Raw genomic sequence first — 20,421 nt, forward strand, 5'->3', positions numbered from 1 at the left:
CGCGATTCTTCGGCCTTAGCCTCGTGGGGCGATCGCTGCCCCATGAGCCAAAACTCTCAAAGCAGGATCGCCCTGTCAAGCAGGCCGGCAAGCGAAGGCGCGGCCGAGGCCCGGAGCTTGCTGCCGCGATCGCCGCGCACCACCTAGATAGGCGGGCCGCCGGGCCATGAAATCGGCCAGCGAGGGTAGGATCGCAGACGCCGATGGACGGGCCTTCTTCGGCCGAGCCGAAACGCTGGACTGGTTCCAGCTGCGCCATGCCGACAACCGACGCGCAGTCTTTGCCTACGACCGTCTGGGCGCGCTGACCTCCTCCCGCTGGATCAATCCCTGAACGCCGGACGACCAAGCGTGAGCGCCAACCCGAAAACGCGATGAAGGCGGCCGGTTTGCGAGGCCGCCTCCTGTTTGATCAGGCCGTCCGCCTGACCATTCTCGCCACAGCGATGAGGATACAGGCTCCGATGAAGCCCGCGATGAGATAACCCAGCCATCCGCCAAGGACGACGCCGAAGAGCGACAGGATAAAGTTGGCGACGATGGCGCCGACAATACCCAGAATGATATTCATCAGCACGCCCATGTTGCTCTTCATGAGCAATTCGGCGAGCCAGCCGGCAATGCCGCCGATGACGATTGCGGCGATCCAGCCGATACCTGCACTTTCCATAGCAATTCCCCCTTGTGAATGATGAGCGGCCGGCGCGGGCAATCAGATCTCGCAGATCCAAGTTAAACCGATTGCCAAGCGACAAGACTGTAAATCTTTCCCGCGCCAGTTGGTTCCATAAGCACCCCAAGCGCTCGCGTGCCCCTCCCCGATCTGCTTCAGGTCATTTGTCGGCTGCCGGCCAATCGTTCGCAGGCTCCTCTATGACGGCAACATCGTCGTCGGCAGGGTCGGGGTCGCGCTCAAGGGCTGCTCGCAGATTGGCGATCTCCTTGATGATCGCATAGAAGACGTCCTGCTGCCTGGCCCCGGCCACAACGCAGTCGTCGACGAGATGCTCCAGCTTGGCGCGAAGCCCGACCTTCCAATTATTTTTGCTCATGACCTTTTCCTCCTCTGATCGATCCACACGGAGCATGGTCGCTCAGCTGTTCCACCGCCTTTGCAAGTCCGGCATTTATCTCGAGCCCGAGACCATACCAAAACCATTCCCTAAAAGTCCGCGGCTTCCCGGTCCAGCTCGGCATATTTTCCGCTGTGCGCGGAGCGGATTTGCGCCAACAGCAGACATTGCCGACATCGCAAAACCGTCCTTTCTGCGACGTTGCAACAGTCAGGAAAACAAGTGTGTCGCTTCAATCGGGAACTTCGGCTTCCCGAATCTTTAGAATACGGTCGATAAGACCCCATTCCAAGGCTTCTTCCGCCGTCATGAAGCGGTCGCGATCCATCCCGCGCTCGAAGTCTTGATAGGAGCGTCCGCAATGCTCCGCGTAGAGCCGCGTCATGCGCTGCTTGGTCTTCAGAATTTCTTCGGCATGAATCAGCATGTCGGAAGCCTGCCCTTGGAAGCCACCCGATGGCTGGTGAATGAGGATACTGGCATTGGGCAAAGCAGCTCTTCCGCCGGCCTCGCCTGCCATCAGCAGGAACGATCCCATGGAACGGGCTGTCCCCATGCAAAGCGTATGAACCGGCGCGCGGATAAAGCGCATGGTGTCGTACATGGCGAGGCCGCTGGTCACGGCGCCGCCGGGAGAATTGATGTAGAGATTAATCGGTTTCTTTGGATTCTCGGCCTCAAGAAACAGTAACTGGGCGCAGACCAGAGCGGAAACGGTATCGTTGACCTCGCCGTTGAGGAAGATGATGCGTTCGCGCAGAAGGCGGGAGTAAATGTCAAAGGACCGCTCCCCTCTGCTGGATTGTTCTATGACCATAGGGACGAGTTGCATCGCTTCGCGCATCGGCGAACTCCAATCTTCCAGAAATCAAAGGGGAGAGCTTGCCGCGTCAGGCGGCGAGCATGAGGGCCGGAGCGTTGCTGTTCGCGGCCGTTTTCGCCATCCGGTCAAGCTTCGTGTCGGTAAGCTCGTGGATAATGCGCAGGCGGGTGCCGCCGGTCGCGTTCGGGACGATCGTGAACGTCACCGTGCTTTCAAGGAAGGGTGGAGCGTCGTCGCGCAGGCTATAACGGACTTCCTCGCCAGGTGTGATCGTGGCCGGGGCGGGATCGGCTAAAGCGTCTTTCGGCAACCAGTTTTCCCGAAATTCCGGAATGCTGATTGCCCGCCAGACCTTTTGCGGCGGTTCATCCAGATCGAACTCCAGTTCGATGCCGTCTTTCTGCTCCTTGGCCTTTTGATCGTTCATTGGTCCATATCCTTCAGCAAGACCTTGAGAGCTTCGATGCGGGCAGGCCAGTAGGCGCGATATTTCGCCAACCATTGTGCGATCAGAGCCAGCCCGTCCGGATCGACTTCGTAGTTCACGAAACGCCCCTGCCGTTCTTCCCTCACGAGCTTTGCGCTCCGCAAAACCGAGAGGTGTTGCGACATTGCCGGCTGGCTGATCTCCATGCCCTCACGCAGGGCACTGGCGTTCATGCCGCCCGCCGCCAGCTTCTCGAAGATCAAGCGGCGGGTCGGGTCAGCCAAGGCTCGGAAAATGTCATTCTCGATCATGCAAACACATAAGCACACACTTATGCGATTCGCAAGTCTGTTTCTCGATGGCTTTTCCGTTGTCGCCCGTCCCTTCGCTCGACTTTCGCCCTTGGCAGATCACAAATGCTCCGCCAGCAGGCCTGCCGCCAAGGCATGGAAAGCCTCGACCGCCTTTGGCATCACGCTCTCTGGGTCTTCGCTGGCGGCGATCCAGAGGGCGGCATTGAGAGCCGCGCCGCTCAGCAATCGGGCGGCCGCCTCCGGGTCGAGCGGCTTGAGCATGCCTTGAGCGATCAGGCGCGCAACGGTGGTCCTGGTCACCTGCAGGCAATTGTTCTGGCTCGGCCACTGCGAGGGATCGCCCAGCACCGCAGGTCCGTCGAGCAGAACGATGCGCTGGACTTCCGGGTTCAGCGCCATCTCGATATAGGCCGCACCCTCGGCGAGCAGGCCCTGCCAATCGCTGCCTGCGCGCGCCCCGATCTCTTGCGCGCGCACCGCCATCTCCGTGTCGATCTGATCGACCACCGCCGCCAGCAGCCCGCGTTTGTCTCCGAAATTGTGGTAGAGCGCGCCGCGTGTCAGCCCGACGTCGGCCGTCAACTCGTCCATCGATGCTGCGGCGTAGCCCTTTTCCGCAAAAGCCTTTCGCGCCGCCGCGATCAATTTGACGCGGTTTTCCTGCATCGTTTCGCTGCGTTTCCTGGCCATGCGATCCCTCAATTTCAGATACGGATCGTATATGGACTTGACATATGATGCGTATCCCATACATCTCACATACGACACGTATATCAAACTGGGCGTGAGATGTGAAGCGATACGTCGCGCTCAACGGTCGTTGTCAACAATGAAGAGAGATCAGAATGACCCAACGCGAAGCAATTTTTCCGGCCGACAGGCACGCTCTTTACGAAAAGCACGGGTATTCCGCCGCGATCCGATCCGGTGATCTGCTGTTTGTGTCCGGACAGGTCGGCAGCCGTTCGGACGGGACTCCCGAACCCGATTTCGAAAGCCAGGTGCGGCTTGCCTTCGAAAACCTGAAGGCGACGCTGAGTGCCGCCGGCGCAACGCTGGATGATATCGTCGACGTCACCAGCTTCCACACAGACCCCGAAAACCAGTTCGGAACGATCATGGCGGTCAAGCAGGAGATGTTCAGCAAGCCGCCCTACCCTAATTGGACCGCCATCGGCGTCAACTGGCTCGCCGGCTTCGACTTCGAGATCAAGGTCATTGCCCGTATTCCGTGAAGTCACTGACATCGGCGGGCCGCATCCGTCGCCGCACGAAGCGCCCGGCAGAAGAGCGGCCCCGCCCTGCCACCTCCTGACCATTAGACAGTATCACAACTTTAGATTTAAAGATCCGATCTCACTCTCAGAAGCCTCCTGCAGGCGTGGCATGGATCACCGGATGTCCCTTCCATTGTTGTCTGCTTGCATTGGCCCGGCACGATAGAGAATAGTCCGACAGGCCGCCTGCCTTGCCATATATGTAGAAAAATCAAGCACATATTCTCCGGGAACAAAGATCGCATCTGCGTGTTTTGACCGCAAGGATCTTCATCTGATCCGCAAAGTGGAGGAACCACGTATGAAGAAGATCGCCTTTGCGGCGACCATTCTCTGCACGTCTACAGTTGCAGCCCTTGCCCAGACAACACCGGCTCCACCTGCGGATGGAGATATATCTGCGGTTGTAATCCCAGACACCAAAAATCCGACTGCGCCCGTTGAGGGCGCCAACAGCCTTACCGAAGCTCAGGCGAAGGATCGTATTGCGGAAGCGGGTTACACCGAAGTCAAGAATCTCAAGCTCGACGACAATGGGATCTGGATGGCCTGCGGCATGAAGGACGGGAAAGCCGTCTCCGCCCTCGATTATCGAGGCAACATCGTCGCCAGGTAGCCCAAGGAGAAGCATCATGAGAACTGTAACCGGAGTTTTCGACGACTATTCGGACGCTCGCTCCGCCGTCACCAAATTGGAAGCGGCAGGTATTCCCTCGAACGACATCAGTATCGTCTCCAACAAGGCTGGCCGGGTCCATCGCTCCGGCGTTGCCGAGGATGCAGCGATCGGCGCCGGCATCGGCGCTGCCGTCGGTGGCGCCGGCGGCCTGCTCACCGGACTGGCCCTGATGGCCATTCCTGGTGTCGGAGCGGCGGTTGCCGCAGGCTGGCTCGCCGTGACTGCGGCCGGGGCTGTCGCCGGCGCCGTCACTGGCGGTGCGGTTGGTGGCCTGATCGGCGCCCTCACCGACTCGGGTGTTTCGCAAGACGATGCCCACCTCTATGCCGAAGGTGTCCGCCGTGGCGGCAGCCTGGTCACGGCCAAGGTCGACGACGCCCGCGCCTCCGAGGCGCAGGCCATCCTCAAGGGTTCGAACCGGGTCGACCCGGTCGGCGCCGGCGTGCCTATAACGAGCAGGGATGGACCCGGTTCGACGACGCGCCCGATCGCTACTCCCCCGAGCAGATCGCGCAAGAGCGCGACCGGTATCGGCGGACAGCCGTTTAATCGGCCTTGAGTTCAACCCTCCTTGCACCTCGCGAGGAGAGTTGGCTGTCGGCCAGAGCACGCGAAACCGTCCCTATGCCGGCCCAAGGGAAGCTCTTGCGATGGAGTTTGCGGACGTTTGCCGCCTCCCTCGAGATTTGAGCAGGTTTGCGAAGATTTCAGATTTTCGAAGGGCCAAAAGAGCGTGCCGCCAAGGCTGAGGGTTTCGCCCGTGCTGAGCTGGCAGCTACCGCGGCCGGAGAGCCACTATATCGCGCCTGCTGGTACCAACCCGTCAAGAAATTCTTCGACGAGCGTGGCGGGGCTCCGGTTCCTATCCTGCTTATGAGCAAGACGTTCTGATCTTCAGATTTGGCGGCCGCAGCGCCGATGTTCTTATTGTGTTCAGGTGCGCGATACTCTATTCCTTTTCAAGATGGCTGACGTCATGGCAGCATGGACGGCGGTTGCGGCCCCTCAGCTAGGCCGACAATTCCAACGCTGCGGATCAAGAGCAACCGGGTTGGATGATTTCGGGGCCGGTGTTCTTCAGGCTGTCAACGCCCGTTCCGGTCGGCCACATGGTCATAAGCTCCGCCGGGTATGGCTTCATCAGGTCGGATGGATTTGGATCAGGAGATAGCCAGCGCTCATAATCCTTTTGACGGAGGATGACGGGCATTCGTTTACTGATGTTCGCCATCAACTCATTCGACGGGCAGGTGATGACAGCGAAGGTGCGGATATCGATGCCAGCCGGGTGACGCCAGACCTCCCAAATGCCGGCAAGAGCGAACAGAACGTCGGTCTTCATCGCGACAGCATAAGGTTGTTTGTCCCGGCCGCTGGCGTACTTCCACTCAAAGAAGCCATTGACTGGGATCAGGCAGCGGCGCGACCGATAGGCAGGTCCGGAAAGTCCATGCGTGGCAATGTTTTCGCAGCGAATATTGATCAATGGGAGACGCCGGTCGCTCGGTTTCATCAATGCGGGCACCAGGCCCCATACCGCCATTGCAAAGACCGGCGCCATGATATCCGTCTCCGGCCCTGCGTCTTGGATGATGATCGCGTAGACCAGCCGCGGCGCGCCGTTATATCGAGGGATGCGGTCAACCAAGCCGTCAAGGTCGCCTTGTCCGGCGAAAGCGAACCTACGCGCAAGCTCGTGAAGCGATTCCTTGATATAAACGCGACTACACATTCGACCATGCCATTGGGAACTACTTATTTAGATGTAATCCTGCCTCGGCAGGTCAAGGCAACAGAACCGTTCCCGTGCGGAACCGAACAATCGATACCCAATCCGGGGCAATTGCTTTTTAAGACGTTGCTGATGAAGTGGGAGGATCCGCCCCGTAATATTCCCTGTAATTCCGGAACCTGGTGTCAAACAACATCCGGCTTACAGGGCAGTCGCAAGCAGCTGGCGGCGCTCGCCGGCACGGAATGCTCGCTATGCTTCCGCTCCATGGTCCTCTTTTTGTGAATGGACCGGACCGGGCGCGAAGCGGTCGTCTACCTCGAGATCGCTAAACGACAGCTACGGACTGAAGGCGATCTAAACCCGGCTCGAGTCCTTGCGCGCCGCAAGGAGGGTTGTCCGTCGGCCAGAGGACGCTAGACGTGCGGACGTTTGCCGCCTCCCTCACCGCGTTGAATTGCCGGTTTCTTCGCTGACGCCGACCCGGTGACGATACACCATTTCCCAGCCTTTCCAGCCGTTGAACAGCAGCAGCGCAACGGCGATCAAAGACAGCGCCAGCCCGGTCGGCACGATGAAATCAGGGCCCTGTACGACCCGACGCCAAAGGCTGACGGCCTCGATCAGAACGAGGACGATGTTGCCGATCATGTGAAACCACGCAGCCCGCAAGCTGCGGATGCGGCTATCGCCGAAGAAGTCGGTCAATCCGGCGAGTGCCGCCAGTGCTGCCATGACGAGGCCGGCCGCCAGCATCCAGTTCGACGCCGCCGGCCAGAACGGGTCGCCGGACTGGCTGTGAAGGATATCGGTGACAAGCGTTCCGACGAAGAAGGCCACCGGGAACGGGATCAACATGGGATGGATCGGATGGCCGGCGATGCTCAACGTGCTTTTCGGGTTCATGTGCTCGCTCCGACGTGCTCAGCTTATGCGCTGTGAAAACAAACGGCGGCATGTTCGGTTCCCGGCTCGTCGGGGATGAAGGCAATTTCGAGCAGGTTTGCGAAGGCTTCAGGTTTTCCAGGGCTTATCGCTCATGACAACGACTTTGAGATCACGACTGAACCGCGATCGGGATCACGGCTGGCCGCGATCGGGATCACGGCTGGCCGCGATCGGGATCACCGACCCACGGGCCTGACGTCCTTCTGCTTGATCGTGTCAATGCCGGAGGCAGCTTCTGGGCTACCGCGCGACGATGGCATGCGGTCTGCCGGGGCGCGCGACCGGACGAACCATCTCAGATTCGGCCCATCGATCAGCCGCTGGTACGCCTGCTCGGGGGACCCCATAGCAGCCGCCGGCGATCTCGATCGGCTTGTCGCGATCCAGGATGCGGACGTTGCCGCAGGGTCTTGGTGGGAGAGCGATCGCAATCTACAATCGATTATTGCCGACCGATTCAGCCAAGAGTCTGTAGGGCAGCTTTGCCGCATGTCACCTGCAAATGCTCTGGATCACTTATGTCGAGCTGGTCCCATGGTACCAATATCTTGCTGCCAGGTCCTGCCGCCCCCAGGGCGGTCAGAACGGCGCGGCCAATGGCCAGGGCGGACAGCCGTTCAAAAAGGCCGTAAGCACCGAGGTGATACTCGATGACATAAAAATTCTCACCGCGTGCTTCTGCCCTGACCTCTTCCACACGCCCGACAGGCTTGCCGTCAAGGTCGTAGACCTGTTTGCCCAGAAGCAACTCGAGCTGGACCTCTTTCATGATTGCCCTCCCGGTATCCGGTTGATCACGTGCTGCTCCAGCCATTCCTGGCATCGCCCCAACGGCGTCACGCGTCGATCCACGTCCACTTCGATGTCGACACCCACGTCTCTCACTTTTGCCCATGGCACACGAAAAATCTCGGCCGCACCCTCTGCGCCTGCGGCCCTGCGAATCCAAAGCATCCAGCGATGGGGCCGGCGGCCCAGCCGCCGCGACAGCGTCAAACTGCCCATCTCAATGAACGCGACCTCGGGCGCGTTCCCATCAGACAGGGACAGGACGATCCCGTCTGCCTTACCGATACGATTTTGCTCTTCGTCAACCATTTGCTTGTCAAGAACGTCGCGGATCAGAAGCATATCATCCTCCGAATATTTGCAACGGAATGGTTATGAGAGCGACGATAAACGAGAGGCCGATGATGACCAGCACGGCAGTGTTACTGATCCATCCATTGCCATGATCGCCGACATAATTCCGATCGTTCATCAAAAACAAAAACGGAACCACGCCAAAGGGCAAGGCCAAGGCCGTGATCGCCATCGAAAAAATAGTGAGTTGGAGAGGATCGACCCCAATCGCGATCGGCATGAAGGCAACTGCGATGAAACCCGTATAGACGAGCGAGAAGGCCGGGTTGGTCCTCGGCTTGGCGTCTTCCGACCAGTTCCAGCCGAAACCCTGGGCAACCAGATAGGCCTGGCCGAGGCTAGCTTCCAGCGCGGCGCCCAAGCAGGTGATGCCAAGCGAGGCTGCAAACAGGTAAAAACCCCATTTGCCCAAAGCCGGAGTCAAGATCGGCGCAATTTGGTCATACCCTTCGATGTCGGTGATGCCGCGCGGCGGGTAGGCGAGTGCCGCCACGATCAAGATTGCGGCTGCGATGACGGCGCCAAAGCTCATGCCGAGCGTCGAGATTACGCGATTGGCGCCAAAGAAGCTCTTGTCCCATTTTTCTTCGATTGCGCCTGACGAGTAGAACAGGAACAGGAACGGAGCGATGACGGCACCGAGAATGCTGACGGCAATGAATCCATAGTGCAGCGGCTGTTTGTCCGGCAGCGTCGGCACCAGACCTTTGGCCACCTCCAGCCAGGGCGGATCCATGACGAATACCCCGACCACGAAGCACAGCGCTACCAGGCCCAGTATAGCGACGCCGTCCTCGATCATGCCGAACGTGCCCTTCCAGAGCAGAAGCCACACGATGAAGGCGACAGGCAAGGCCCACCACTGATAGTCCACGCCACTGACGAACTGCAATGCCAGGGTAACGCCGCCGATCTCCGACGCCAGGACGAGAAGATTGACGATCGAAACGATCAGCAGCGTGAGCAGAAAATAGTTCGATCCAAATCGCTCTCTCATTCCATCCGCAACGGTGTGGTGGCTGGCGATGGCAAATCGCCCGGACATTTCGATCAGGAAAATGAGGCAGACTGTACCAATGGCAATGGCCCAAAGCAGGCTGAATCCATATGCTGCGCCGGCCTGGGCCGAGGTCGCAATCTGACCGGTTTCGATAAACCCTCCGACGCTGGTTACGATTCCAAGTGATATCTGAAGCAGCTTTTTCATCCGCCCGCTCCAAGGGTCGAACGCTGTTCGGCCTGATAGCGGTGGAGCTCGGCGATGTGCTGGTGCCCCTGTTCAAGGCGGCCATGGCCAATCTCGTCATGCGCCGCAGAGATCAATCCATTCAGCATGACGACGGCAGCTCTGGCGTGGGCGGTTCGCGCCGTTTGCGGCAGCTGTGATGCGATATCGGAGATCTCCGTCTGGCATTTCTCGACTGCGAGATCGGTGAAACCTTCTGGAACATTTTTAGCGATGCGGGCATCGAGGATCATTTCGGCGCTGGCACTCCAGGAGAGGATCTGCTGCATTTGCTTATCGAACCGCTCATTCTCGTTCGTGCAGGAGACGAGGGACAGCGATAGAAACGCCGATAAAGCTATTTTCCAAAATCGAGGAAACCTGCCTCGCCTCTTATGCCGCGAAAGTTGTGACATCGAAGCTTTTGCAACGTCGGTAGAGCTGCTCCGCAACAAACACAGGATCAAAATGCATCTCCTCACTGCAAACAAGGCAATGTCATAAAAATTCGATCATCAACTAACCCGCTATCGATCGTCTAAGTTCCAAATTTGTGCGCAAGCGCAGGGGGCACCTTTGGGTGGGGCCGCCGAGCAGATGCTGCGGAGGTTGCCGAACTAAGCGGTCGTGAGAACGCGTACATCTCCCTTGCGACCCACGACGTCTACGACGACCTGTCGGCCGGATCGGCGAATGGCGACGTCAGCGGATCCGGAGCCAACCATAAGATGCCGCAGGGTGATCTCATCCAGGAATGCCGGCAGGCGCGGCTGGTTGAAGCTGATCTGTGAGGCGTTCGGGTCGAAATCCAGGCCGAGGCACGATTGCAGCAACGACAAAGGCGCTGACGCGGCCCAGGCCTGCGGGGAGCACGCCACGGGATAGAAGGTCGGTCCGTGCGACCGCCGCTGGGCAAAACCGCAGAACAGCTCGGGAAGCCCGCGTAAATCGATATAGGTCGAGGCTGCGAACAGACCTTCAAAGATTTGCGCTGCCGCTGGCTTGAAGCCGTAGCGCGCAAGCCCCATGGCGATCAGACTGTTGTCGTGCGGCCAGATCGAGCCGTTGTGGTAGCTCATCGGGTTGTAGCGCGCCTCGGTGGCGGGAATGGTGCGAATGCCCCAGCCGCAGAAGGACGAGGCGTTCATCAAGGTGCGAACCACCTGTTCGGCTCTTTCGGGGTAGGCAATGCCGGTCATGAGAGCATGGCCGGCATTCGAAGAGCGAACCCGACAGGCTCGCTTGTCTCCGTCCAGCGCCAGCACGAACGTACCGAGTTCCTCGTCGAAGAAACGGAGGTCGAAAGCACGCCGCAGCGCTTCTGCCTTCGCCAGCAATTTCGCCGCGCGCTCGGGCCGGTGGAGCCGGCGGAATATCTCCGCGCCCGCTTGCCACGCGCCATAGACATAGGCCTGTACCTCGGCAATCGCGATCGGTCCCTTGGCGAGTGTCCCGTCCGCATGAAAGACCGAATCCTGGCTGTCCTTCCAGGCTTGGTTGATCAGGCCCTCCAAGGTCTGGCGCCCGTATTCGACGAAGCCGTCATCGTCGCGGTCGCCATATTCGTCGATCCAGGTCAGCGCCGCCTCGATATGCGGCAGAAGCTGATGAAGGGTGGCCGTGTCACCGGTGCGGTCCAGGTAACTCCCCGCCAGCATGACAAACAGCGGGGTCGAATCGACGCTGCCGTAGTAACGGCGGAACGGAACTTCCCCCAGCTCGGCCATTTCACCGAAGCGAACCTCATGGAGGATCTTGCCGGGTTCGGCATCCGAAGCGGGATTGATATCGGTCGCCTGGTTGGCGGCGAGATGGCGAAGTACCCCCTTTGCGATGGCTGGATCCAGCCAGAGCGTCTGCAGCGCGGTGATGATCGCATCGCGGCCGAACACCGTGCTGAACCACGGCGTCCCGGCATAAGGGTACGGCCCTTCAGGCGTGTCGGTGATCAACATGTAAAGGTCGGACACGCTTCGCCGCGCAAGCTGATTGAAGATCTGGTTGGAACTCGAGACCGATGCCGTCCTTGCCATCGACGATCGCAATGCCCGTCGAGCATCGCGCATGGCGAGGAAAAAGCCGTTGACGCGGCGATCCTTGTCCGAACGGTCGCAGTCGATCTCGATGAAGATCGAGCGACTGCCGCGCGCGCTCAAGTGGAGGTCGTAGACCGCCAGATCCGGTGCGAGTTCATCGGGAGCCGGATCGAACGAGACGCGGGTTGTCCGTGTTTTTCCATCGAGGCCGATATAGGACAGAAGGACGCTTCCATCTTCGATGACGGCCGGCAGGCTACGGCCTCTTTTTGCCCGCACGGTGCCTCGCACTTCGAAGAGGTCGGCAAAGTCCGAAAAGAATTGCAGCTTCATCCGCAGGTGATGATCGCTGTCGTCATAGTTCGTCACTGCCAGGCGCTCATAACAACGCCCCGCCCATAGAAAGCGTGTCCTTCGAATATGGATGAGATCATGCTCGAGACGCAGCTTTCCATCTTTGCCAAGGAAGTCCGGGTTTGTGAGATCGCAGGTGAGCGTGGCGTTGTCGTCGCGCAATGTCGACGACAGCAGCATCGGACGCCTATCCTCGAGCGTCAGGTAGAGATGCGAAAGATATCGCGTGTCGCGGTGAAAGAGCCCGTCGGGACTTCCTGGTCCGGAAAGAGCATCGCCATTGTGGTCGAAGACCGCGAATGTATCGCCATGCTTCAGTGTACGTGGTTGCCGTTCCTGCAGCGACGCGGCAGCGGGAATGAAGAACTGCGCTATCGGCGCCACTTGTTTCATTGCGGCGGGATTTGGATTGCCGCCTGCCGATGTCGTCATTGTCGCCTCCGGTTTTTATGCCACAACCTGGCCAATGGATATCTCAGGGTTCGGGCGCCGGCGGTGCGCGGCTTTTGCGCAAAATCCGTGCAGCTGGCCGTAGACCGCGAGATAGTCTCTTGCCATACGTCCCGCAGTAAAGCGTCGCTCGAAGTTCGCCCGCACCTTGCGTCGATCAAGCTGCAGTGCCCATTCGACGTTCTCGACAGCTTCGGCAACGGTATCGACCAAAATTCCCGAGATCCCGTCGTCGATCACCTCCGGGACCGAGCCGCAGCGGAAGGCCAGAACCGGTGTGCCGCAGGCCATCGCCTCGATCATCACAAGCCCGAAGGGCTCAGGCCAGTCGATCGGGAAAAGCAACGCGCCGGCATTGCCCAGGAAGTCCGCCTTCTGATGATCGTTGATCTCGCCGATGAACTCAACGTTCGGATGGCTCATCACCATCGGCTGAATTGCCGTTTCCCAATAATGTTTGTCGGCATTGTCGATCTTGGCGGCGATCTTCAGCGGCATGCCGACCTTGGCGGCGATTTCAATCGCCCGGTCAGGCCGCTTCTCCGGAGCGATCCGTCCGAGGAACGCGAGGTAACCGCCCGCCGGCTTTTCCGTGAAAGACAGGAGGCTAGCGGGCAGGCCGTGATAGACCGTCCCCAACCAGTTGACCGGCGGCATTGGGTGGCGTTGGTCATTGGAGACCGATACCAGGGGAATATCCGGAAACGCCTTGTAGAAAGGCCAGAGATCAGGCAGGTCGAGCCGCCCGTGCAGCGTCGTGACGGTGCGGTCGGCAAAATGTCGGATCAGCGGGAAATGCAGCAGATCGACATGAAAATGCAGGACATCGAATTCGGGCGCGCGCCTGCGGATTTCCTCAAGCATAAGGATCTGGTGCGGCAGGTGGTCCTTGATGGCGGGATTTAGCCTCAGGGCAACGTTCGAGCACGGCACGAGGCGGGCATCGGTAACGGAATCACCGCTGGCAAACAGCGTCACATTGTGGCCTTGGGCCACCAGCTCTTCGGTAAGATACGAAACAATCCGCTCGGTTCCCCCGTATAATTTCGGCGGAACACTTTCTGCAAGCGGGGCGATCTGAGCGATCTTCATCGGCAAAATCTCCTCAGGTGAGCAGAGAGTCGACCGCAAAAATCGGGGCCGCATACTAAAAGGCATGCGGCAGTTGAATCCTAAATTTGCAACGGCTGCTTCCTGCGTCCTCCTTTCCAGTAGGCCTTCCCAGTCCCATCAGGACTTCATTTTGCCGAACTCAGCGAGCGTGTTTTGGTTCCGGCGCAATGGCTCGCTAGCTGGTCTTCTTCCGCAACAGCGCGTCGCTTTCGCAGGCAGCCGCCGACGTCGTCTTCGAAGTGTGGTCATTGCGAACGCAGGGAGCCCGGTCGAACCGCTCGGCAATTGCGGATGGCTCCAGGGCGTTGAACGCCTACCAGGACATCTACTTTCAACCGGACGGATGAGCTGGGCGACGCGCGCCCCTCGGGCCTCCCTGGGCCGTGGCTATCACCTTCGGTACTAGATCTCTGAGACATTTCGATCGCTGACCCGCCGCAGGTGCGGGGGCACGTCTTCTATGTCTGCGAGCTTGCCATGCGTTCTGAGAAAGCGACTGAAATTCGCCGCGACGACCGACGCGGGAAGTTGACGGTTGGCGGCTTTCTGGCAGGCGTCCAACATCACCTCATAGGTGACATCGCGTTTCTGCTCCGGCCATTCGTCAAGAAAATCAAAAAGATCGTCAAGCCCGGCGATCTCTTGCACGAAGTACTTCCGTTGCGCGTAAATCGGGTTTTCAAAAGTATCAAGTGCCATCGTTTACCTCCTTTCATGGCGTGAGTGCCGCTGATTTAGGCAACGGAATTCCGCTCTTCAAGATCGCGGTTTGGCTGAGATCGTCACCGGGGATGGCTTTCGTGCTGGCATCGATGATGTGCTACGCGAACTGTGGCAAGTCGTCGTGTATATCGTACCACTCGGCCTTCGAGGCGACGAAGTAATGCGCGGTCGGCGGCGCTGGCAGCGGCGTATCGAGCGTCCCCAGCCGCAAGCGCACGACATCCGGCACCGCATCGCGGCGACTGATGATGGGCGAACCGCAGTTGGAACAGAAGAGGCGATGAACGCCTGGCGAAGAATCGAATGCCTTCAGCGCCGGCTCGCCCTCAATGATGACGAAGTCGCTGGTCGCGACGGGCGCATTGCTGGCGAATGCGGTAGCGGTCGCCTTGCGACAACGCGAACAATGGCAATAGATCGCCGCACCTAGCTCGCCGCGAACTTCGTATTTCACTGTGCCACAGAGACAGCTGCCTTTATGCATAAGAGCTCCCGTCATCCGCCATCATGGCGTGAATTGGTCTGAGGACTTCATGATGTCTCCTTATCGCTCACGCGGACCCCGTGCGGTTTCGGGCTACGATTTCATCGTGAGTAAGGCTGCCGCCTTTGTCCATGAAGACCTTGATCAGGGCATCGCGGTTGCCCGCCGAGCGGTTCTGATCAGCTTTTTCAAGCGCCGTTTGCAGCTCGTCGGCAGACAGTTCCGTGCAATAGGCAGGCGTGCCTGGCTGTTGTCGCCACGAGGTCGCGAGACCCCCGGCATCGAGAGCCTCGAAGCCCGTCGCCTCTACCAGTTGCATGACAATCGACTTCTTTCCGAGGTCATCACCTGCCACCGGAAGGGCGATGCGGCCGGGTTGCGACTTGTCTACGCCTTTTTCCGCGAGCGTCGCAGAAAGCACCGCATTCCAGGCTTTAACGATCGGTCGGTTGATCTGCTCGCTGACCCAGACCGCTTCCGGTTTGCCACCATCGACGTCGGCGATCGCTCCGTCACGGAACGGGTAGTAATTGGACGTATCTACGACAACGACGTTCTCGGGAACATTTGCGAATAAATCGGCAAGATCGCGATGAGCCGAAAACGGGACGGAAAGGATCACAATATCCACCCCCGCCACGGCATCTTGCTTGGTCGTTGCCGTCGCACCAACTTTCGCTGCAAGCTCGCGAATAGATTCCGGGCTCTTGGAATTGGCAAGCTTGATCTCGTGCCCAGCGGCCGCGAGCTTTCGCGCCAGCGTCGCGCCGATGTTCCCTGCGCCGATAATTCCGATCTTCATAACATTTCCTTTGCTGCGAATATTGGATTCAACGCACTCCAACGGAGACGTGGGAAGCCGCGACCTCAAGCGACGATGGCGCCGGGTCGCCTACCCCACCACCTTACGAACTCCGGGTTCGGACGACGAGATCAACGCATCTTCCAGCAACACTCTGGCTGCATCGCGGTTTGCCTCCACAATAGCAGGATCGCGCGTCGATTGTGCGATCACGATCGCGCCTTGGAAGAGCGACAGGATCTGGATCACGGCTCTTTCGGGATTGCTCAATGCCAAGGGCTCGATGAGTGACGCAACAAATTCATGTAAGCCCCTGAAATACCCGGCGATGGTCGCCTGTACGTCTGGGGAATTGGCCTCCGGTCCGAACTCGGCCAACCCCTTTACGAATGGGCAGCCGCGGAAAGAAGGCGCGCGGAACGGTTCCTCCATCGCGTCAAAAATAGCGAGGACACGCTCCAGCGGCGACAGCCCGGCTCTTTCAGTCGAGGTTGCGAGCATCTGAAACCAGGTGTCCGTTTTGTAACGCAAATAGGTAGCGATCAGGTCGGCCTTCGATGGAAAGTGTTTGTAGAACGTCATCTTCGCCACGCCGCTTTCGGCAATGATGCGGTCGATCCCGACAGAGTGGATGCTGAACCGGTAAAACAGGTCCGATGCCGTCTTTAATATTCGTTCTCGCGGGGAAAGCGCATTAAGCGGTTGTCCCTCCACATCCACAAATTCAAGCACGCTGCGCGTTGGCATCTTCCATCACCTCAGATTCATTGTCCGCTTATAGACAGACTATTCTGTCAACTTTGTGATTGCAAGTACATACAGGTCTGTCTATATGGTGCGACGCCCCTTGGATTTCATGGAAAGGACTTAGGATGAGCGGAAAAGTCGTTGTTGTAACAGGCGCGAGCAGTGGTTTTGGGAAACTCACGGGATTGGAGCTTGCAAGGCGGGGCCATACGGTGGTTGCGACCATGCGGGACGTCGAAGGGCGAAACGCCCAGGTGCGGAGCGATCTTATCGACGCGGCGAAAGCTGAAGGGCATGTGCTGCAAGTCCTTGACATGGACGTTGCCAACGAGGCGTCGGTCAATTCCACGATCGACCAGGTCGTCAAGCAGCACGGAAAGATCGATGCCCTGATCAACAATGCCGGCATAATGCCCGTCGGGGTCACGGAAGCCTATACTGTCGCTGACGTCGAACGGCTATTTGCGGTCAATTTCTTCGGCGCCGTGCGGGCCGACCGCGCCGCTCTGCCGCATATGCGTGCCGCCGGCAGCGGGTTGCTCGTTCATGTGACATCGCTGATGGGTCGGGTGGTCTTTCCGTTCTTCGGCACCTACTCCGCGAGCAAGTTCGCGCTCGAAGCGCTTGCCGAAGCCTATCGGTATGAACTGAAGGGATTTGGAATCGATTCCGTCATCGTCGAGCCGGGGCCGTTCCCCAGCAACCTCATCTCGTCGAGCCCGGAGCCATCTGACCAGACCGTGCTTGCATCCTACGGCGAGGTTGCGGCGATACCGGGTCAGATAAAAGCCCACGCCAACGACGGACATGACGAGGCTAACCCGCCGCGGCCCCAGATGGTTGCCGATGCCATCGCACGGCTGGTCGAGGCCACGGAACGACGTCCGTTGCGCACGGTCGTCATGCCTGAAGGCATGGACCTCGGAGTGCAGCGGCTGAACGACGCGGTAAGCCCAATTCAGAACGACCTGCTCAGCGCGCTCGGCATGTCGAGCGTGATCTGAGAACTCTGGGGTTGGCGGGTGGTGCCACCCGCCGCCCTTTGAGGGGGTACTCGGACGGACCCGTTTGCGACGCCGCATACCGGCAAGGTTTGCGGCACTTTCTGCGTAACCAGTCGCGGCCGTGATTGCCCTTTCGCCAGACACGTGTCGGCATTGGCTTTGCTTGTTCGTCTTTACACCGTGGCTCCACTCGATGGGCCAAGGCGCAGAACGACAGGAGGCCGAAATGAACAGGGCAAGGGTTCGGTTGGAAGACCGGGGGCTGGTCGAAAGCCCACGATGGCATGGCGGCGAGCTGTGGTTCGCGGATTGGACAAGCGGCGAAATCCTGGCCTTCAGCGAGCACGGAACTGTCAGAGTGGCGACAACCGCCAAAGCCCCGCCCCTGTCATTCGACTTCGGACCACAGGGCGACATGTACGTCATCGCGTCCGGGGCATCGCATTTGCTGCGGTTCAACGGCTCCGGACTGGAAGAGTTCGCCGAGTTGGGAGCGAATGGCTGGAACGAGATCGTGATCGATCCGCAAGGCCGGATCTACGTCAACGGCCCGGCGATCCTGCTGATACGTCCAGACGGGACGGTCGATACACAAGCGGAAGGCTTTCAGTTTCCGAACGGAATGGCTCTCTCTGCGGACGGGCGCACACTGGTTTGCGCCGAAAGCTGGGCGAAACGGCTGACATCGTTTGATGTCGCCGCCGACGGGCAACTTTCCCATCGAAGAGTTTGGGCCGATCTTCCCGGGCCGCCCGATGGCATATGCTTCGACGCTGAAGGCGCGATCTGGTACGCCGACGTCCCCAATGCTTACTGCCGCAGGGTTCGTGAAGGCGGCGCGCTCCTCGATGAAGTGAAGCTCGATCGCGGCGCATTCGCCTGCATGCTGGGCGGACCTGATCGAACCACCCTCTACATAACTGCCGCCAGATGGTTCGGGATGGACAAGATGGACCAGATGGGCGGAACTGGCCAGCTGTTGTCCGTCGAGGTCGAGACGGCCGGGGCGGGTTGGCCTCACGGGTAGTCGGCATGTGGTAGCCGCATCGGGACACAAGATCGGATCGTAGCGCGCTCCAGAAGAGGCCCTTGCGATCGAGTTTGTGAAAGCTGTCACCGCGGCTCAACTGGCCCTCGTCCGGTAGGCATGAATTGATTCCGCCAAGGCTTTCTCCTTGGCGCTCGCGGCCGTGAAGCGACCAACCATCAGACCGACTACAATGTCACACCAGCTAGAGAACCATGGCAAGGCGAACCACAGCACCACAAGAGCCGGGATTGAAAGGAGAGCCAAGATCGTTTCGCCGAGCTGGCCGCTGTTCTCGAGCAATAGAATAATCGGGAAAAGAATCAGCGACGGAGCGATCCCCCACCAGAAACAGAGCATAAATCCGATCGGATAGATAGCCAAGCAAGGCGCCCGCTTCGCCAAGGCGATTGCCCAGAGCTCGCTGCGATGACGGTAATACGTGATCCGCTGCCAAAGTTTACCCATCTCACGTCACCAATCTACGCTGCTTTATCGTAACCGGTGTTGTGACCCCACGTTGTCCGCTGTCGCCTGATCTGTGATCGAGTTTCCATGGACGAGCGACAAGGAGTTTCTCCATGGACACTACATTGGAGGTTCTCACGACGCGGCGGGACCGACGTGAGGCTCATCGCCAATTTCACTGAGGAGAGGAAAGGACGCGATCACGTTCAGCGACTTGACGGGTCTGGACCGGCCAAAGAGTGTAGTCGCCGCCGAGTTCGCGATTGGCATGGAGCGGCCAGTTGGGATCGTTGAGCGCGCCCCGCGCTAAAGCTATAAAATCTGTATCGCCGTTCTCAATGAACGCTTCGGCTTCATAGGCATCGCCCAATAGCCCGATTGCGATAGTCGGGATACCGGCGCCTTGTTTTACCGCCTTAGCGAAGGGGACTTGATAGGCTGGAGCGGACCTAATGCGGCCCTGAGCAAAGCCGCCGCTAGAGCAATCGATAGCATCAACACCACGTGCCTTCAGTTCCGCGGCCAGCGCAACGCTGTCGTCCACCTGCCAGCCGTCGGCATTGTTGTCACTGACCGAGAGGCGAACGATGAGAGGTTTTTCGGCTGGCCACACGCTGCGGACGGCTTCGGTGACTTCAAGAACCAGCCGCATTCGATTTAGTCGGCTACCGCCATATTCATCAGTTCGATGGTTGGCGAGCGGCGACAGAAATTGATTGAGCAGGTAACCATGCGCGGCATGGATTTCAACCGTGTCAAAGCCTGCCTGGTTGGCGCGCGTAGCAGCAGCCGCGAATCCGTCGACCACACGGCGGATGCCGTCTCTGTCGAGGGCTTTGGGGACCTGATAGTCAGCGTTGGTTGGGTCGTTCGATTGAGCGCTCGGACCTACGGGAATCCAGTGCTCGAAGCCAACGGCGCGGCGCTGCTCTTCTGTTGCGGGCTGATCTGCCTTATCCCGCCAAACCGGCGTCGAGGCTTTGCGGCCTGCATGGCTAAGTTGAATGCCCACGGCGGCACCCTGGCCGTGCAGGAAATTCACGATCCGGGCAAGCGGGGCAATGTGCTCGTCCTTCCATAGACCGAGGTCGGCGTACGAAATGCGCCCTTCGGGCAGGACCCCTGTGGCCTCAACCAGAATCAAGCCGAAGCCTCCCATTCCGAAGCGCCCTAGATGTACATAGTGCCATTCATTGGCAAAGCCATCCTGAGCCGAATACTGGCACATCGGGGAAACGACTGTGCGGTTGCGCAGCGTGACACCACGCAGGGTGATCGGTGAAAAGAGCTTGGACATGAGGGCCGCCAGATACAAGTGGAAGGAAAATACGCGGCTAGATGCGCATCACTAAGCTGCCTTGGCAACCCCCGATACGCAGATGCAGCTCGCCCGGCCAAGTCACGTTGGCACGCTATTAGTTGGCGACCGTCGCCATCGACTAACGTCCGCTGTTGGCGCATTCTTGCCACCAATGTTGTAGCGGCATTTTTCGGAATGGCCAGCCGAGCTTGGTCAATGTGCGCGGAAAACACCGCTTACGCTTTATCTTGCAAGCAAAATGGAAGGAGCAG

The 20,421-nt window shown here is 59.1% G+C and carries 24 protein-coding genes and 3 pseudogenes; 6 read left to right on the forward strand and 21 right to left on the reverse strand.

Annotated features, from left to right (window positions below):
• Positions 1 to 84: 84 nt before the first annotated feature.
• Positions 85 to 334, forward strand: a pseudogene (locus tag ACS4RR_RS20370) (pyridoxamine 5'-phosphate oxidase family protein); the annotation flags it as partial.
• A 78-nt stretch (positions 335 to 412) separates the two neighbouring features.
• Here ACS4RR_RS20370 and ACS4RR_RS20375 read toward each other — a convergent pair.
• The 6 genes from ACS4RR_RS20375 to ACS4RR_RS20400 all read right to left on the reverse strand — a co-directional run bounded on the left by ACS4RR_RS20375 (position 413) and on the right by ACS4RR_RS20400 (position 3,327).
• A complete protein-coding gene (locus tag ACS4RR_RS20375; RefSeq protein WP_017963287.1) occupies positions 413 to 670 on the reverse strand; it encodes a GlsB/YeaQ/YmgE family stress response membrane protein in 258 nt (85 codons plus the stop codon).
• A 163-nt stretch (positions 671 to 833) separates the two neighbouring features.
• Entirely contained in the window at positions 834 to 1,052 is a 219-nt protein-coding gene (locus tag ACS4RR_RS20380; protein WP_260110355.1) for a hypothetical protein, read from the reverse strand.
• A gap of 253 nt (positions 1,053 to 1,305) precedes the next feature.
• A complete protein-coding gene (locus tag ACS4RR_RS20385; protein ID WP_456189239.1) occupies positions 1,306 to 1,917 on the reverse strand; it encodes an ATP-dependent Clp protease proteolytic subunit in 612 nt (203 codons plus the stop codon).
• Positions 1,918 to 1,963: 46 nt separating this feature from the next.
• A complete protein-coding gene (locus tag ACS4RR_RS20390; protein WP_170278659.1) occupies positions 1,964 to 2,323 on the reverse strand; it encodes an SRPBCC family protein in 360 nt (119 codons plus the stop codon).
• On the reverse strand, positions 2,320 to 2,634 hold the full coding sequence (locus tag ACS4RR_RS20395) for an ArsR/SmtB family transcription factor (RefSeq protein ID WP_170278658.1): 315 nt from the start codon (positions 2,632 to 2,634) through the stop codon (positions 2,320 to 2,322). The genes ACS4RR_RS20390 and ACS4RR_RS20395 overlap by 4 nt, the downstream gene beginning before the upstream one ends.
• Before the next feature lie 99 nt (positions 2,635 to 2,733).
• Positions 2,734 to 3,327 (reverse strand): TetR/AcrR family transcriptional regulator, encoded by a 594-nt coding sequence (locus ACS4RR_RS20400; protein WP_170278657.1) that lies wholly within the window; start codon positions 3,325 to 3,327, stop codon positions 2,734 to 2,736.
• A gap of 155 nt (positions 3,328 to 3,482) precedes the next feature.
• Here ACS4RR_RS20400 and ACS4RR_RS20405 point away from each other — a divergent pair, with 155 nt between their 5' ends.
• From ACS4RR_RS20405 to ACS4RR_RS20415, 3 genes and pseudogenes are all read left to right on the forward strand, one after another.
• On the forward strand, positions 3,483 to 3,872 hold the full coding sequence (locus ACS4RR_RS20405; protein ID WP_027668482.1) for a RidA family protein: 390 nt from the start codon (positions 3,483 to 3,485) through the stop codon (positions 3,870 to 3,872).
• A 343-nt stretch (positions 3,873 to 4,215) separates the two neighbouring features.
• Positions 4,216 to 4,530, forward strand: a complete 315-nt coding sequence (locus ACS4RR_RS20410) for a PepSY domain-containing protein (RefSeq protein WP_456189240.1) — start codon at positions 4,216 to 4,218, stop codon at positions 4,528 to 4,530.
• 16 nt (positions 4,531 to 4,546) lie between these two features.
• Positions 4,547 to 5,142, forward strand: a pseudogene (locus ACS4RR_RS20415) (general stress protein).
• A 487-nt stretch (positions 5,143 to 5,629) separates the two neighbouring features.
• Here ACS4RR_RS20415 and ACS4RR_RS20420 read toward each other — a convergent pair.
• The 13 genes and pseudogenes from ACS4RR_RS20420 to ACS4RR_RS20480 form a co-directional block, all read right to left on the reverse strand.
• Positions 5,630 to 6,325 carry an SOS response-associated peptidase gene (locus ACS4RR_RS20420; RefSeq protein WP_017963273.1) on the reverse strand — a complete coding sequence of 232 codons (696 nt, stop codon included), beginning with the start codon at positions 6,323 to 6,325 and terminating at the stop codon, positions 5,630 to 5,632.
• 444 nt (positions 6,326 to 6,769) lie between these two features.
• A complete protein-coding gene (locus ACS4RR_RS20425) occupies positions 6,770 to 7,231 on the reverse strand; it encodes a DUF2231 domain-containing protein (RefSeq protein WP_162118194.1) in 462 nt (153 codons plus the stop codon).
• Between the two features lie 218 nt (positions 7,232 to 7,449).
• Positions 7,450 to 7,675, reverse strand: a pseudogene (locus ACS4RR_RS20430) (hypothetical protein); the annotation flags it as partial.
• Positions 7,676 to 7,730: 55 nt separating this feature from the next.
• The gene (locus ACS4RR_RS20435) at positions 7,731 to 8,042 is read right to left on the reverse strand and encodes a PRC-barrel domain-containing protein (RefSeq protein WP_170278653.1); all 312 of its coding nucleotides are present in this window, start codon (positions 8,040 to 8,042) and stop codon (positions 7,731 to 7,733) included.
• Complete coding sequence (locus tag ACS4RR_RS20440; RefSeq protein ID WP_170278652.1) at positions 8,039 to 8,404, reverse strand: hypothetical protein; 366 nt, start codon at positions 8,402 to 8,404, stop codon at positions 8,039 to 8,041. The genes ACS4RR_RS20435 and ACS4RR_RS20440 overlap by 4 nt, the downstream gene beginning before the upstream one ends.
• A gap of 1 nt (position 8,405) precedes the next feature.
• The gene (locus ACS4RR_RS20445; RefSeq protein WP_170261928.1) at positions 8,406 to 9,623 is read right to left on the reverse strand and encodes an Nramp family divalent metal transporter; all 1,218 of its coding nucleotides are present in this window, start codon (positions 9,621 to 9,623) and stop codon (positions 8,406 to 8,408) included.
• Complete coding sequence (locus tag ACS4RR_RS20450) at positions 9,620 to 10,108, reverse strand: hypothetical protein (protein WP_456189241.1); 489 nt, start codon at positions 10,106 to 10,108, stop codon at positions 9,620 to 9,622. The genes ACS4RR_RS20445 and ACS4RR_RS20450 overlap by 4 nt, the downstream gene beginning before the upstream one ends.
• Before the next feature lie 150 nt (positions 10,109 to 10,258).
• Positions 10,259 to 12,463, reverse strand: coding sequence for an amylo-alpha-1,6-glucosidase (locus ACS4RR_RS20455; RefSeq protein ID WP_456189242.1), 2,205 nt, complete (start codon positions 12,461 to 12,463; stop codon positions 10,259 to 10,261).
• 15 nt (positions 12,464 to 12,478) lie between these two features.
• Positions 12,479 to 13,573, reverse strand: coding sequence for a glycosyltransferase family 4 protein (locus ACS4RR_RS20460; RefSeq protein WP_456189243.1), 1,095 nt, complete (start codon positions 13,571 to 13,573; stop codon positions 12,479 to 12,481).
• A 423-nt stretch (positions 13,574 to 13,996) separates the two neighbouring features.
• Positions 13,997 to 14,293, reverse strand: a complete 297-nt coding sequence (locus ACS4RR_RS20465; RefSeq protein ID WP_222387351.1) for a DUF982 domain-containing protein — start codon at positions 14,291 to 14,293, stop codon at positions 13,997 to 13,999.
• Positions 14,294 to 14,414: 121 nt separating this feature from the next.
• The gene (locus ACS4RR_RS20470; protein WP_246709835.1) at positions 14,415 to 14,801 is read right to left on the reverse strand and encodes a GFA family protein; all 387 of its coding nucleotides are present in this window, start codon (positions 14,799 to 14,801) and stop codon (positions 14,415 to 14,417) included.
• 67 nt (positions 14,802 to 14,868) lie between these two features.
• Complete coding sequence (locus ACS4RR_RS20475) at positions 14,869 to 15,603, reverse strand: NADPH-dependent F420 reductase (protein ID WP_456189244.1); 735 nt, start codon at positions 15,601 to 15,603, stop codon at positions 14,869 to 14,871.
• A 90-nt stretch (positions 15,604 to 15,693) separates the two neighbouring features.
• Positions 15,694 to 16,350 carry a TetR/AcrR family transcriptional regulator gene (locus ACS4RR_RS20480; RefSeq protein WP_170278646.1) on the reverse strand — a complete coding sequence of 219 codons (657 nt, stop codon included), beginning with the start codon at positions 16,348 to 16,350 and terminating at the stop codon, positions 15,694 to 15,696.
• A 125-nt stretch (positions 16,351 to 16,475) separates the two neighbouring features.
• On the opposite strand from ACS4RR_RS20480, the gene ACS4RR_RS20485 reads away from it, so the two are divergent.
• Both ACS4RR_RS20485 and ACS4RR_RS20490 read left to right on the forward strand, forming a co-directional pair.
• A complete protein-coding gene (locus tag ACS4RR_RS20485) occupies positions 16,476 to 17,354 on the forward strand; it encodes an SDR family oxidoreductase (protein ID WP_456189245.1) in 879 nt (292 codons plus the stop codon).
• 226 nt (positions 17,355 to 17,580) lie between these two features.
• On the forward strand, positions 17,581 to 18,381 hold the full coding sequence (locus tag ACS4RR_RS20490; protein WP_456189246.1) for an SMP-30/gluconolactonase/LRE family protein: 801 nt from the start codon (positions 17,581 to 17,583) through the stop codon (positions 18,379 to 18,381).
• Positions 18,382 to 18,477: 96 nt separating this feature from the next.
• Here the strand turns inward: ACS4RR_RS20490 and ACS4RR_RS20495 are convergent, their stop codons facing one another.
• Positions 18,478 to 18,849 carry a hypothetical protein gene (locus ACS4RR_RS20495; protein ID WP_456189247.1) on the reverse strand — a complete coding sequence of 124 codons (372 nt, stop codon included), beginning with the start codon at positions 18,847 to 18,849 and terminating at the stop codon, positions 18,478 to 18,480.
• Between the two features lie 175 nt (positions 18,850 to 19,024).
• Positions 19,025 to 20,146, reverse strand: a complete 1,122-nt coding sequence (locus ACS4RR_RS20500; RefSeq protein ID WP_456189248.1) for an NADH:flavin oxidoreductase/NADH oxidase — start codon at positions 20,144 to 20,146, stop codon at positions 19,025 to 19,027.
• Between the last annotated feature and the right edge of the window lie 275 nt (positions 20,147 to 20,421).

Source organism: Rhizobium zaerense, assembly GCF_051810725.1.
GTDB classification, from domain to species: domain Bacteria; phylum Pseudomonadota; class Alphaproteobacteria; order Rhizobiales; family Rhizobiaceae; genus Rhizobium; species Rhizobium leguminosarum_I.

Coding starts and splice junctions, on each gene's coding strand:
- ACS4RR_RS20375 (WP_017963287.1), bottom strand. CDS start 670: ATGGAAAGTGCAGGTATCGGCTGGATCGCCGCAATCGTCATCGGCGGC.
- ACS4RR_RS20380 (WP_260110355.1), bottom strand. CDS start 1,052: ATGAGCAAAAATAATTGGAAGGTCGGGCTTCGCGCCAAGCTGGAGCAT.
- ACS4RR_RS20385 (WP_456189239.1), bottom strand. CDS start 1,917: ATGCGCGAAGCGATGCAACTCGTCCCTATGGTCATAGAACAATCCAGC.
- ACS4RR_RS20390 (WP_170278659.1), bottom strand. CDS start 2,323: ATGAACGATCAAAAGGCCAAGGAGCAGAAAGACGGCATCGAACTGGAG.
- ACS4RR_RS20395 (WP_170278658.1), bottom strand. CDS start 2,634: ATGATCGAGAATGACATTTTCCGAGCCTTGGCTGACCCGACCCGCCGC.
- ACS4RR_RS20400 (WP_170278657.1), bottom strand. CDS start 3,327: ATGGCCAGGAAACGCAGCGAAACGATGCAGGAAAACCGCGTCAAATTG.
- ACS4RR_RS20405 (WP_027668482.1), top strand. CDS start 3,483: ATGACCCAACGCGAAGCAATTTTTCCGGCCGACAGGCACGCTCTTTAC.
- ACS4RR_RS20410 (WP_456189240.1), top strand. CDS start 4,216: ATGAAGAAGATCGCCTTTGCGGCGACCATTCTCTGCACGTCTACAGTT.
- ACS4RR_RS20420 (WP_017963273.1), bottom strand. CDS start 6,325: ATGTGTAGTCGCGTTTATATCAAGGAATCGCTTCACGAGCTTGCGCGT.
- ACS4RR_RS20425 (WP_162118194.1), bottom strand. CDS start 7,231: ATGAACCCGAAAAGCACGTTGAGCATCGCCGGCCATCCGATCCATCCC.
- ACS4RR_RS20435 (WP_170278653.1), bottom strand. CDS start 8,042: ATGAAAGAGGTCCAGCTCGAGTTGCTTCTGGGCAAACAGGTCTACGAC.
- ACS4RR_RS20440 (WP_170278652.1), bottom strand. CDS start 8,404: ATGCTTCTGATCCGCGACGTTCTTGACAAGCAAATGGTTGACGAAGAG.
- ACS4RR_RS20445 (WP_170261928.1), bottom strand. CDS start 9,623: ATGAAAAAGCTGCTTCAGATATCACTTGGAATCGTAACCAGCGTCGGA.
- ACS4RR_RS20455 (WP_456189242.1), bottom strand. CDS start 12,463: ATGACGACATCGGCAGGCGGCAATCCAAATCCCGCCGCAATGAAACAA.
- ACS4RR_RS20460 (WP_456189243.1), bottom strand. CDS start 13,573: ATGAAGATCGCTCAGATCGCCCCGCTTGCAGAAAGTGTTCCGCCGAAA.
- ACS4RR_RS20465 (WP_222387351.1), bottom strand. CDS start 14,293: ATGGCACTTGATACTTTTGAAAACCCGATTTACGCGCAACGGAAGTAC.
- ACS4RR_RS20470 (WP_246709835.1), bottom strand. CDS start 14,801: ATGCATAAAGGCAGCTGTCTCTGTGGCACAGTGAAATACGAAGTTCGC.
- ACS4RR_RS20475 (WP_456189244.1), bottom strand. CDS start 15,603: ATGAAGATCGGAATTATCGGCGCAGGGAACATCGGCGCGACGCTGGCG.
- ACS4RR_RS20480 (WP_170278646.1), bottom strand. CDS start 16,350: ATGCCAACGCGCAGCGTGCTTGAATTTGTGGATGTGGAGGGACAACCG.
- ACS4RR_RS20485 (WP_456189245.1), top strand. CDS start 16,476: ATGAGCGGAAAAGTCGTTGTTGTAACAGGCGCGAGCAGTGGTTTTGGG.
- ACS4RR_RS20490 (WP_456189246.1), top strand. CDS start 17,581: ATGAACAGGGCAAGGGTTCGGTTGGAAGACCGGGGGCTGGTCGAAAGC.
- ACS4RR_RS20495 (WP_456189247.1), bottom strand. CDS start 18,849: ATGGGTAAACTTTGGCAGCGGATCACGTATTACCGTCATCGCAGCGAG.
- ACS4RR_RS20500 (WP_456189248.1), bottom strand. CDS start 20,146: ATGTCCAAGCTCTTTTCACCGATCACCCTGCGTGGTGTCACGCTGCGC.